11 protein-coding genes are annotated in these 11,612 nt (G+C 71.9%); 4 read left to right on the forward strand and 7 right to left on the reverse strand.

The features are described 5' to 3' along the window. Nucleotides 1-37: 37 nt before the first annotated feature. From CD790_RS12365 to CD790_RS12380, 4 genes are all read right to left on the reverse strand, one after another. Nucleotides 38-895, reverse strand: coding sequence for a DUF4232 domain-containing protein (locus tag CD790_RS12365; protein ID WP_144383216.1), 858 nt, complete (start codon nucleotides 893-895; stop codon nucleotides 38-40). A gap of 167 nt (nucleotides 896-1,062) precedes the next feature. Next, a complete protein-coding gene (locus tag CD790_RS12370) occupies nucleotides 1,063-3,135 on the reverse strand; it encodes an AfsR/SARP family transcriptional regulator (RefSeq protein WP_144383217.1) in 2,073 nt (690 codons plus the stop codon). A 1-nt stretch (nucleotide 3,136) separates the two neighbouring features. After that, the gene (locus CD790_RS12375; RefSeq protein WP_144383218.1) at nucleotides 3,137-4,441 is read right to left on the reverse strand and encodes a M18 family aminopeptidase; all 1,305 of its coding nucleotides are present in this window, start codon (nucleotides 4,439-4,441) and stop codon (nucleotides 3,137-3,139) included. 100 nt (nucleotides 4,442-4,541) lie between these two features. Further along, nucleotides 4,542-6,368, reverse strand: coding sequence for an acyl-CoA dehydrogenase (locus tag CD790_RS12380; RefSeq protein WP_144383219.1), 1,827 nt, complete (start codon nucleotides 6,366-6,368; stop codon nucleotides 4,542-4,544). 217 nt (nucleotides 6,369-6,585) lie between these two features. On the opposite strand from CD790_RS12380, the gene CD790_RS12385 reads away from it, so the two are divergent. The 3 genes from CD790_RS12385 to CD790_RS12395 all read left to right on the forward strand — a co-directional run bounded on the left by CD790_RS12385 (nucleotide 6,586) and on the right by CD790_RS12395 (nucleotide 8,998). Next, on the forward strand, nucleotides 6,586-7,083 hold the full coding sequence (locus CD790_RS12385; protein WP_144383220.1) for an SseB family protein: 498 nt from the start codon (nucleotides 6,586-6,588) through the stop codon (nucleotides 7,081-7,083). Nucleotides 7,084-7,265: 182 nt separating this feature from the next. After that, a complete protein-coding gene (locus CD790_RS12390; RefSeq protein WP_144383221.1) occupies nucleotides 7,266-8,216 on the forward strand; it encodes a pirin family protein in 951 nt (316 codons plus the stop codon). Between the two features lie 416 nt (nucleotides 8,217-8,632). After that, nucleotides 8,633-8,998 (forward strand): hypothetical protein, encoded by a 366-nt coding sequence (locus tag CD790_RS12395; RefSeq protein ID WP_144383222.1) that lies wholly within the window; start codon nucleotides 8,633-8,635, stop codon nucleotides 8,996-8,998. Between the two features lie 127 nt (nucleotides 8,999-9,125). On the opposite strand, the gene CD790_RS12400 is transcribed toward CD790_RS12395, so the two are convergent. The 3 genes from CD790_RS12400 to CD790_RS12410 all read right to left on the reverse strand — a co-directional run bounded on the left by CD790_RS12400 (nucleotide 9,126) and on the right by CD790_RS12410 (nucleotide 10,831). Continuing rightward, nucleotides 9,126-9,530 carry a hypothetical protein gene (locus CD790_RS12400; protein ID WP_144383223.1) on the reverse strand — a complete coding sequence of 135 codons (405 nt, stop codon included), beginning with the start codon at nucleotides 9,528-9,530 and terminating at the stop codon, nucleotides 9,126-9,128. Between the two features lie 231 nt (nucleotides 9,531-9,761). Beyond that, complete coding sequence (locus CD790_RS12405) at nucleotides 9,762-9,965, reverse strand: DUF397 domain-containing protein (RefSeq protein WP_144383224.1); 204 nt, start codon at nucleotides 9,963-9,965, stop codon at nucleotides 9,762-9,764. A gap of 11 nt (nucleotides 9,966-9,976) precedes the next feature. Then, complete coding sequence (locus CD790_RS12410; protein ID WP_144383225.1) at nucleotides 9,977-10,831, reverse strand: helix-turn-helix transcriptional regulator; 855 nt, start codon at nucleotides 10,829-10,831, stop codon at nucleotides 9,977-9,979. Between the two features lie 246 nt (nucleotides 10,832-11,077). On the opposite strand from CD790_RS12410, the gene CD790_RS34550 reads away from it, so the two are divergent. Beyond that, nucleotides 11,078-11,533 carry an ATP-binding protein gene (locus CD790_RS34550; protein ID WP_186318983.1) on the forward strand — a complete coding sequence of 152 codons (456 nt, stop codon included), beginning with the start codon at nucleotides 11,078-11,080 and terminating at the stop codon, nucleotides 11,531-11,533. The last annotated feature ends 79 nt before the right edge of the window (nucleotides 11,534-11,612 follow it).

The following is an 11,612-nucleotide window of genomic DNA, read 5'->3' on the forward strand; positions in this document are numbered from 1 at the left end:
TGCGGGCGCCCGGCCTCGGGCGCTTCGGTGCGGGCGCTCAGAGGAGGGCGTCGGCGACGTCCTGCTGCCAGGCGGTGACGGTCGGGTCGGAGACGAACAGGTCCGAGACCGGCGAGCGGCGCGGCTGACCGACGTAGGTCGCGCCGTCCTCCTTCATCAGGTCCACCGAGATCGACGTGGCGTGCGGGCGCTTGCCGTCGTCCTGCTGGTCCGCCGGGCTGGTGTTCAGCCCGGCGTAGGCCGACTCGCCCGGCTTCAGGGTCACCACGGCCTGCGGGTGGGTGTCCCGGCGCTTGTCGGCGGAGCCGTCCAGGTCGGGGCCGAAGGTCACCACCGGGTAGCCGATCACCGTGCAGCTGCGGCTGCCGGTGTTGGTCAGGGTGATCAGCTGGTAGTTGACCGGGCGCTTGGCGGGGGCGACGCCGAGCGAGGTGCCGGCGTTGGTGCACGGCGTGATGGCGCCCTTCTCGGTGCCGCCGCCGGTGCCGCCGTTCTTCGCGGTGTCCGAACCGCCGTTCTTCTCGGCGCCGGTGCCACCGCTCTTCTCGGTGCCGGTGCCGGTGCCGGTGCCGGTGCCGCCGTTCTTGCCCTGGGTGCCGGAGCCGCCCGTCACGTCGGTCGCGCCGGAGCCGGGCTTGTGGGCGCCGCCCCCCGTACCGCCGGTGCCGCCGGTCTTCCCGGTCGACGCGGCGTCCGCCTCGGTGCCCCCGGCACCCTGCGGCGCGTCCGCCTCCGGCGTCACCGTGGTGCTCGCCTGGCCCCGGGACTTCTTCACCCCGTCGTCGTCGGAGCCGCAGGCGCTCAGCACGACCGTGGCGGCCAGCGCGGCCACGGCGGTGGCGGCGATGCGAACGGAGTGGAGGCGGGCGCGGCGGGCGGCGGAGTTGATGCTCATGACGGGTCCCCCGAAAGTGAAGCGAGCGGCTGGTGACGGCCTGTCGGTCGGTACGGCTATGAGCCTGCCGTGCCACGCTGCCGCTTCACTGCCAGCGCGTTGCCGCGCCGCTAACGTCTCGCTAACGCGATCGGGTTGCCCGTCGTCAACGGCCGCGACCGCATCCCCTAACGCGGCTCCGTCGGGCCCTCCTCGTCCTGGGCGAACAGCTTGACCAGGTCCGTCATGACGTACCGGTTGGTGGCCTCCTCGTCGATCAGGTGCATCTCGGCCAGCCGGTCCAGCGCGTCCCTGGTGCGCTCGGGGTCGGCGCCGGCCACCTCGGCCACCGCGGCCGCGTCCACCTCTCGGGCGAAGCTGGTGCCGAGGGTGGCGAGGAGCCGTACGTCGTCGGCCGAGAGCCGGGCGACGGAGGCCCGCAGGGCCGCCGACACGCCGGTGTCCTCGGCGGAGAGCAGGGCGAGTCGCTGGCGTTCGTCGCGCAGCGCGGCCGCGAGGCGGGCGAGCCGCCAGCGGGGGCGGGCGGTGAGCTGGGCGGCGGCCGCGCGCAGCGCCAGCGGCAGCCCGTTGCAGAGCGCGACCAGCTCCTGGGCCGCCGCCGGATCCTCGGCGACGCGATCGGGCCCGAGCACGGCGCCGAGCAGCGCCACGCCGTCCTCGGGGCCGAGCGCGTGCAGCCGCAGCGAGCGAGCCGAGTCGGTGGCCACCAGCCCGTCCAGCCGGCTGCGGCTGGTCACCAGGGTCACGCAGTTCAGGCCGGCCGGCAGCAGTGGACGCACCTGGGCGGAGCTGCCCGCGTTGTCCAGCACCACCAGCAGCCGGCGGCCGGCCGCCAGCGACCGGTACAGCGCGGAGGCCGCCTCCACCGACTCGGGTATGCGGTCGGCGGCCACACCCAGGGTCAGCAGGAAGTCCCGCAGGACGTGGGCGGGTTCGGCGGCCTCCTGCGCGCTGAACCCGCGCAGGTCGGCGAAGAGCCGCCCGTCGGGGAAGGCCCTCGCGTGCGCGTGCCCCCAGCGCACCGCCAGCGCCGTCTTGCCGACTCCCGCCGGCCCGGTCACCAGGGCCACCCTGCTGTCCTCCGCGCACTCCGCCTCCGGCAGCGCCAGCCGGGTGAGCTGCGCCAACTCCGCGTCCCGGCCCAGGAATCCGGCGGGCGGCCGGGGCAGCAGCTGCGGCGCGGGCGTCGCGGGGGCGTCGCTCCCCGAGGCGGCGGGGCTCTCCGGCCGCGCCCATCGCGGGCGGGGCGCGGCGGCCTCGGTCCCGCCCGCCGGACCCACGCCCCAGGACACGGCGGGGGTGTCTCCCGGCTGCTGCGGGGCCGTGGTGTCCCTCGGCCCGCCGAGGCCGGAGCCGAGGCCAGAGACGGGGCCAGAGACGGGGCCGGGGCCGAGGCCGGAGCCGAGGCCGGAGCCGAGGCCGGGGCCGGCGGGGGACGGCGCCCCGTACGGAGCGGGCCGACCGGCCGGGCGGCCGTGCGTCTCCGGACGGCGGGTCGGCGCCCCGGTGATGATCTCCTCGTACGCCCCGCGCAGCCGTTCGCCCGGATCGACGCCGAGGTCGTCGGCGAGCATCCGGCGGGTGCGGTGGTAGCAGTCGATGGCGTCGGACTGCCGGCCGATGCGGTAGAGGGCGAGCATGAGGGCGGCCACGAGCCCCTCGCGGAGGGGGTGGGCGGCGGCCTGGGGGGCCAGGGCGGCGGCGGCGCGGTCGTGTTCGCCCAGCGTGACGTGGGCGGTGGCGAGGGACTCCACGGCGGCCAGCCGGCGCTCCTCCAGGGCGTGCGCGGCCGCGGCGAACGGGGGGCTGGAGACGGTGCCGGTCAGGGCCGGGCCGCGCCACAGCGACAGCGCCTCGCGGAGCAGGTCGATGGCGTGGGCCGGCTCGTCCTCCGGCCGGGCCAGCGCGGCCAGTTCGCTGAACCGGTGCGCGTCCACCAGCGTCTCCGGGGTGCGCAGCCGGTAGGCGCGGCCGACGGTGTCCAGCTCGACGCCGTACGCCTCCGCGCCCCCGGTGGCGAGGGCGGCGCGGAGCTGGGAGACATGGCCCTGGATGACCGTGCGCGCGTGGACCGGCGGCTCCTCCTCCCACAGGCAGGCGATCAACTGCTCCACCGAGACGGTGGTGTTGGGCTGGAGCAGCAGCATGGCCAGCACGCTGCGCCGCTTGGTCGGGCCCAGGGGCAGCGGTCCGTGCCCGGGGGTGGTGACGGCGACCGGGCCGAGCAGTCCGAACTCCACCTCAGCCTTCCAGGAACGAGGCGAGCGCGGTGGCCAGCAGATGGGGGTCCTCCGCGCCGCACAGCTCGCGCGCCGAGTGCATGGACAGGATCGCGACACCGATGTCGACGGTGGTGATGCCGTGTCGGGCGGCGGTGATGGGGCCGATGGTGGTGCCGCAGGGCACCGCGTTGTTGGAGACGAAGCTCTGCCACGGCACGCCGGCGCGCTCGCAGGCGGCGGCGAAGACGGACCGGCCGCGGCCGTCGGTGGCGTACCGCTGGTTGACGTTGACCTTGAGGATGGGGCCGCCGTTGGGCACCGGGTGGTGGCCCGGCTCGTGTCGGTCGGCGTAGTTGGGGTGGACGGCGTGGCCGGTGTCGGAGGACAGGCAGACGGTGCCGGCGAGGGACCGCGCCCGGTCCTCGTAGCCGCCGCCGCGGGCGAAGACCGAGCGCTCCAGCACGTTGCCGAGCAGCGGGCCCTCGGCGCCGGTGTCGGACTGGCTGCCGTTCTCCTCGTGGTCGAAGGCGGCGAGCACCGGGATGTACGGCAGCGGGGTGGTGCGGTCGGTGCGGGAGGCGACGGCGGCGAGCGCGGCCGTACCGGCGTGCACCGACAGCAGGTTGTCCATCCGCGGACCGGCGACCAGCTCCCGGTCGCGGCCCAGATAGGCCGGGGGCTCCACGCTGTGCGTCATCAGGTCCCAGCCGGTGATGTCGGCCGCGTGCACCCCGCACTCCTCGGCGAGGAAGCGCAGCAGGTCGCCCTCGCGGGTGTCGCCGAGGCCCCAGACGGGGGTCATGTGGCGCTGGCGGTCGAGCTTGAGGCCCTCGGTGTTGACCGACCGGTCGAGGTGGATGGCGAGTTGGGGCACGCGCAGCAGGGGTCTGTCGATGTTGACCAGGCGTTCGCCGCCGTCGCGCAGCGAGAGCCGGCCGGCGAGCCCCAGGTCGCGGTCGAGCCAGGTGTTGAGCAGCGGGCCGCCGTAGATCTCGACGGCGATCTGCCGCCAGCCGTGCGCGCCGGTGTCCGGGATCGGCTTCACCCGCAGGTTGGGCGAGTCGGTGTGGGCGCCCACGATGCGGTACGGGGTGGCGGGGCTCGCGCCCTCGGGCACGTACCAGGCGACGATCGCGCCGCCGCGGAGCACGTACTTGCCGCCCGCCTGGCCGTCCCAGGCGTCGGTCTCCTCGACCTGACGGAAGCCGGCCTTCTCCAGGCGCTCGGCGGCGGCTGCCACCGCGTGGTACGGGGAGGGGCCGGCCGCGAGGAAGGAGAGCAGGTCGTCGGTGTGGCCGCGGTCGAAGCGGTACGCGTAGCTCATGTCCTCAGGATAAGGAGCGGCCGGGGCCCGCTCCTTGGAGGAACGGGCCCCGGCGCGGGGTCGAGGGGGAGATCCCCCCGGGGATGAGCCGTCGGCGGGCCTAGTAGGCGGCCTCGTCCAGCTCCATCAGCGACTGGTCGACGCTCTCGGCGATCGTGCGCTGCACGGAGACGCCCGGCAGGATCTCCTTGGCGAAGAACTTCGCGGCGGCGATCTTTCCGGTGTAGAAGGCCACGTCCTTGGCGGAGGCGGACGGCAGCTTGTCGGCGGCGACGGCGGCACCCTTGAGCAGCAGGTAGCCGAGGGCCACGTCACCGGTGGCCATCAGCAGCCGGGTGGCGTTGAGGCCGACCTTGTAGATGGCCTTGACGTCCTGCTCGGTGGCGGCGAGGTCGGTCAGCATGGCGCCGACGATCCCCTCCAGGTCCACCGCGGCCTTGGCGAGCTGGTCGCGGGCGGCGGCCAGGTCCTCGCCGCCGGCGGCCTCGGCCAGGAACTTCTTGATCTCCTCGGAGAGGGCGGTGAGCGCCAGGCCCTGGTCGCGGACGATCTTCCGGAAGAAGAAGTCCTGGCCCTGGATGGCGGTGGTGCCCTCGTAGAGGGTGTCGATCTTGGCGTCCCGGATGTACTGCTCCAGCGGGTACTCCTGGAGGTAGCCGGAGCCGCCGATGGTCTGCAGGGACTGGGCCAGCTGCTCGTACGCCTTCTCCGAGCCGTAGCCCTTGACGATGGGCAGCAGCAGGTCGTTGAGGCGGTTCGCGGCGGAGGCGTCCTCGCCGGCGGCGGTCAGGACCTCGATCTCGTCCTGGACGCTGGCGGTGTAGAGGACGAGCGCGCGCAGACCCTCGGCGTACGCCTTCTGGGTCATCAGCGAGCGACGCACGTCGGGGTGGTGGGTGATGGAGACGCGCGGCGAGGCCTTGTCGGTGAAGGCGGCCAGGTCCGGGCCCTGCACCCGCTCCTTGGCGTACTCCAGGGCGTTGAGGTAGCCGGTGGAGAGGGTGGCCATGGCCTTCGTGCCGACCATCATCCGGGCGAACTCGATGATCTTGAACATCTGGCGGATGCCGTCGTGCTTCTCGCCGAGCAGCCAGCCCTTGGCCGGGTGGTTGGCGCCGAAGGTCATCTCACAGGTGTTGGACGCCTTCAGGCCCATCTTGTGCTCGACGTTGGTGGCGTAGACGCCGTTGCGCTCGCCGAGCTCGCCGGTCTCCCAGTCGAAGTCGTACTTCGGGACGACGAACAGCGACAGGCCCTTGGTGCCCGGGCCCGCGCCCTCCGGACGCGCCAGCACGAAGTGGATGATGTTCTCGGAGAGGTCGTGCTCACCCGAGGTGATGAAGCGCTTGACGCCCTCGATGTGCCAGGAGCCGTCCTCCTGCTTGATCGCCTTGGTGCGGCCGGCGCCCACGTCCGAGCCGGCGTCCGGCTCGGTCAGCACCATGGTGGAGCCCCACTGCTTCTCCACCATCTGCTGGGCGATCTTCAGCTGCTCCTCGGTGCCCTCCTGGTGCAGCACGCCGGCGAAGGCCGGGCCGGACGCGTACATCCATATCGGGGTGTTGGAGCCCAGGATCGTCTCCGCGCAGGCCCAGAGCAGCGAGCGCGGGCAGGCGGTGCCGCCGAGGTCCTCCGGCACGCCCAGGCGCCACCACTCGGCGTCCATGTACGCCTCGTAGCTCTTCCGGAAGGAGGCCGGGACGGGGGCGGTGTTGGTCTCGGGGTCGAAGACCGGCGGGTTCCGGTCGCTGTCCGCGTAGGAGTCGGCGAGCTCGTTCTCCGAGAGCCGGGCGATCTCGGAGAGCACGCTCTTGGCGGTCTCGACGTCCATCTCAGCGAACGGGCCGGTGCCGTACAGCTTGTCGCGGCCGAGAACCTCGAAGAGGTTGAACTCGATGTCGCGGAGATTCGACTTGTAGTGCCCCATGGCGACGGGCTCCGTAAGGCTCGGGAGGCAGGACCTCTTCAGGCTTCGATCGGTAGTCGCCATGATGCTACCCGTCGGTAATAAGAGGCAACCCTCTATCGGACAACTGTGACCAAGGCCCCTGGGTGGAGCCGTCCGGTGACGGCGAGTGGTCGGACGGGCGTCGGGAAACCGCGCCCTTTAGCCGGGGAGCGCCGCAGTCAGTACGCTGCTGCGCATGTACGGCTACGACCAGAACGCGGGTGTGGGGCAGGGCTACGCGGCGCCGCCGCCACCGCCGCAGCAGCCGCAGATGCACATGTCGCCCGAGATGCAGATGCCGGGCTACGGCGAGCAGCCGCTCTACCCCGAGCCGTCGCCGCCGTCGCTGGCCGACGCGGTCCGGGCCTTCACCACGGGGTCGATGTCGGCCGAGGACTTCCAGCAGATCTTCGCCACCTCCAAGGTCTACTGTCCGCGCGGCGAGAACCCCGGCTTCCTGGCCCTGCACAACACCCAGCAGCCGGTCATCCCGATGTTCACCTCGCTGAAGGAGCTGCGCCGCTACGCGGGCAAGGAGTCGAAGTACTTCGTGATCACGGGCGCCGAGGTGATCGACCTGCTGCCCACCGGCTACGGCTTCGTGCTCGACATGGAGGGGGACCACCGGATGGTCTTCGATGCCAAGGCGGTGGAGCAGATGGTCGACTTCGCGATGCGGCGGATGTACGGATAGCCGGTGGTCCGGGTGCCCGCCGCCGCTGGTGCCCGCCACGCGGGCGCGGGGCCCGGCTCCCGCCACGCGGGCGCGGGCGCGGGGGCCGAGGTGCATTCCGGACATGGCTGGGAAATAAAGGCGCTCTTGCGGGTCGTTCACCCTTCAACTAAGTTGAATGTTGAACGACCGAGGAGGCCGTGATGCCAGCTGTGACCGTTGACAACCCGTTGACCCTCCCGCGCGTGGCGGCGCCGGCGGAGGGTCGGCAGCGCCCGGTGCTCGGTGTCGCCACCGCGCCCGGCGGATTCGAGGGGGAGGGCTTCCCCGTCCGCCGCGCCTTCGCGGGCATCGACTACAAGCACCTCGACCCGTTCATCATGATGGACCAGATGGGCGAGGTGGACTACGCGGCCGGGGAGCCGAAGGGCACGCCCTGGCACCCCCACCGCGGCTTCGAGACCGTCACCTACATCATGGACGGCACCTTCGTGCACCGGGACTCGCACGGGGGCGGCGGTGTGATCACCGACGGTGACACCCAGTGGATGACCGCGGGCTCCGGCCTGCTGCACATCGAGACCCCACCCGAGGCGCTCGTCCTGAGCGGCGGCCTCTTCCACGGCCTCCAGCTGTGGGTGAACCTGCCGCGCAAGGACAAGATGATCGCGCCGAAGTACCAGGACATCCGGGGCGGCAGCGTCAAGCTGCTCTCCTCGGCCGACGGCGGCGCGCTGATCCGGCTGATCGCCGGCGACATCGGGGGTCACCAGGGGCCGGGGGCCACCCACACCCCCATCACCATGACCCACCTGTCGGTGAGCCCGGGTGCCGAGGTCGTGCTGCCCTGGCGCGCCGACTTCAACGCCCTGGCGTACGGCCTGGCCGGCAGCGGCCTCGCCGGTGCGGAGGGTCGCCCCTTCCGGATGGGCCAGGCCGTCGTCTTCGGCGCCGGCGACACGCTCACCCTGCGCGCCGACCGCACCCAGGACTCCCGCTCGGCCAACTTCGAGGTCGTCCTGCTCGGCGGGCTCCCCATCCGCGAGCCGATGATGCACTACGGCCCGTTCGTGATGAACACCCACGCCGAGCTGGCCCAGGCCGTCGAGGACTTCCAGGCCGGCCGCCTGGGCACGATCCCGGCCGACGCCTGAGCCCTCCGGGCCGGGCCCCTTCTGGCCCACCGGTCCGAGACCCCGGCGCCCGTCTTCCCCACCCACCCGCCCCCTCCCGGGGCGGGTGCCCCGGGCGTCGGTCCGCAGTCGGCCCCGGCTCGAGGCGCCACCTCTTTCCCACCCACCCGCCCCCTTCGGGGGGCGAGTGGCATCCCGGCCCCGGGCCGGCCCCGGACGCGCCGCGCGGTTCCTGCACCTGCCGCGCGGCGCCCGCCGCCCCCGGCTGTCGACGTTGTCGGACCGGAGGCGTACGTCAACCGTCTTCCAGCGCAAGCCGATTGAGGGGGCCGGCGGCGTGTCCGACCGGCGAACGTGTTGACGCGGTCATGATGGACATGGCCCCGTCACCCCCCATAAGATGATCTTGTACGTCATCGAATTCCACGGGGGAAATCATGCGCATAGCGAAGAAGGTCGTGACGGCCGTCGCCGCACTCGGTCTGGCCGGAGCCGGCCTGGTCGTCGGTGCCGGCACGGCTGCCGCCGGCACCAACGGCCAGCAGATCCGCCTCACCGACGCGTCGAGCACCATCATGTCGATGCGGGTCAGCGGACCGGCCCACAATGGTCAGTGGTCTTCGGGGTGCTTCAACCGCTCCGGTATGACCATCCTGACGTCCGGCTGGTGGTGGAAGGGCGACGTCCGCGTCGAGTACTACCACGGTTACGGCTGCACCAACTACTGGTCCGCTGACGATGTCCATGTGCCCGCCGACCAGGGCAAGGAGAACTGGGTCTACCTGTACAAGCACGACGACTAGTCGAGCCAGGCCCGGACCGGGCGTCGCCGCCATCGGCGCGACCCGGCCCGGGGTCCGACGGACTCACGGCGGAGACGTGCTCCGCCACCCGCGCTGCGCCCCGCCCTGTCTGGCGGGGCGCAGTGCGTTAGGGGTTCTCATGTCGCGCCCCTGAAGAGGGCGGTCGGGGAGCGTGTGGCGCCACCGTCCAGGTGATCTTCCCGCCGTCCGCGTAGACGGAGATGCCGTACGGCTCGCCGCGTTGCAGTTGTGACAGCGCCGTGCGGTGCCCGTCGCCGTCGGCCCAGGAGAGGACGTGGCGGCGTTTCTGCGGGGGCAGGGCGGGCGCGGCGGCGCGGAGGGCCACGCGGATCCAGTCGATGGCTTCGGCCGGGGTCCTGGCTCGCTTCTGCGCGGTGGTGCGGTGGGTGATTCCCGAGGGCCCCGGTTTGGCGACGACACATGTGCAGAGGACGCCGGGGCCCGCAGTGGCGGGGATGTTGAAGAGGGATGCGGCCCCGAGTGTGCTGAGCGGTAGGGGTTGGGTGGGCATGGCGGCTCCGGATCCTTGACGCGTGGGGCGTCCCGGCGGGGGGCGAGTGCGGTGAGCAGCCCGAACGCGGGCACGGCGGTGGCGGGCTGCGCGCCCCGGCCGGTTACGTGCCGCAGCCGTAGCGTCACGTAATGCTAAGTGGCAAGCGTGCTACGGGGCATGGTTGTCGCTTGATTAAAGGCAACAGCCCCTCGCCGCCGGAGGCGAGGGGCTGTGGTGCAGGTGGGAGTGTCAGCCGCCGACGAGGTGGTCGAACTCTCCCGCCTTCACTCCGCTGATGAACGCGTCAAGCTTGCTTCGGGTGGTGGTGATGACGGCTCGCGGGTCGTCGCTCTCGCGGATCAGGATGGCGTCTGACGTCTGCGCGAGCTCTATGCACTGTTCACCTCCGCCCCCGGAGAAAGAGGACCTCTGCCACTGGATGTCAGCGCTCATTCTTCGGCTTCTCACAGTTCTCGTGCGACATGATGGATGAATTGCCGAGACTCTTGGGGATCGAGCGACACTCGGTGCGTGAAATCCAACAGCGCCCGATACTTGTTGAGTTCGGCGACAGCGTCGAGGAAGCGACCGCCGAACGGCGTGTCGATCTGCACGGTGTCCAGTTGCGGGACGACGCCGCCCGCATAGAGCACGGTCTGAGTCGCCTCGACGAACTCTTCCGCGGTGAACGGGATGACGCGCAGGGTGACACATGGCCACTCGGACACCTCCATGAGGAATTCGAGCTGTGTCCGCATCACCTTGCGGCCACCGATGCGCATCCGCAGTGCGGCCTCGTGGATGGTGGCTTCGAAAGCCGGTGGAGCGGTGCGCTCGAAGATCCGGCGACGCTTCATGCGGTGCTCGACACGCGCCTCGACCTCGTCGTCCGGAAGTGCCGGGATGACGCCGGCGAAGAGCGCTCGGGCGTAGTCCTCCGTCTGGAAAACGCCGGGGAACGTCACGGATTGCAGGTAGCGCAGGTGGGTGGCGTGGTGTTCCAGCTCGGCGATGTCGAGGAATCCGGGCGAGAGGACTCCTCGGTACTCGTCCCACCAGAACTGCCCGCGACGCTCGCGGGCGATGGTGCACAGAGCGTCGATCAGCCCGGCGTCGTCGCAGGAGTAGAAGGTCGCGAGGCGGCGGATCCGCTCCTCGCTGACGCCCACTCGCCCGGCTTCTATATGGCTGATCTTGGCCTGGTCGATCGACAGGAGTCCGGCTGCCTCGCGAGCGGCCATGCCCGCGCTCTCTCGCAGCTTCCGCAGCTCGGCGCCGAGTCGCGCCTGGCGCGCGGTCGGATGGTCTCTCGGTGGCATGTCACCTTCCTCTGTCTGCCCAGAGTCTGCCGGGTATCCATCCGGCGGTCCACCCGTTCGTATGGGACTTTGGGGGCACCCTTGCTCCGGGGCATGTATGTCCCTATGGTCACCCAAGAGTGCGGCGCGGCACGCCGGCAACTCCACGGCACCGCCGACCCGTTGGACACCCCCGGGTCGGCGACGCCACGGCGGCGAGCCGTCCGCAAACCCAGGCAGCGACAGTCCGCGTTGGGAGACCACGACATGACGATGGCCTTGACCGCTTCCGTACCGCCGCCCGGCCGTCCGCCCGAGAACTACAGCTTCACCGGGCCCAACACACCCGCCCTCGCCGGCCTGGCGCGCTGGTTCCTCAGGGATCTGCTGCTGGCCACCGGCCACCGGAACTCCCAGCTCGTCTCCGTGGCGCAGCTGTGCGTGTCCGAAGTGGTCACCAACGCCCACCGGCACACCCGGGCGCCCCTGGTCACCGTCTCCGTCACGGTCACGGACCGTCAGGTGACCGTGCACGTGCACGACGACAGCACCGCCCTCCCCGTGGCGAGAGCCCTGTCCTCGAAAGCGGAACGCGGGCGCGGGCTGCGCATCCTGGACGCCTTCGCCGCCGACTGGGGGACCGACCTCTACGGCGGCCGGCAGCCGCAATCCAAGTCCGTCTGGTTCCGGCTGGACGACGACGGGAGACACGACGCCCCCTGAGAAGGTGATGGGGCGTCACCCCGCCGGGTCCTGTGAGCGGGCGCCCCCGGCGAGCCCGTGGTGGGCTGGGTGGGTGGCC

Source organism: Streptomyces sp. SAJ15, from assembly GCF_007595705.1.
Taxonomy (GTDB): domain Bacteria; phylum Actinomycetota; class Actinomycetes; order Streptomycetales; family Streptomycetaceae; genus Streptomyces.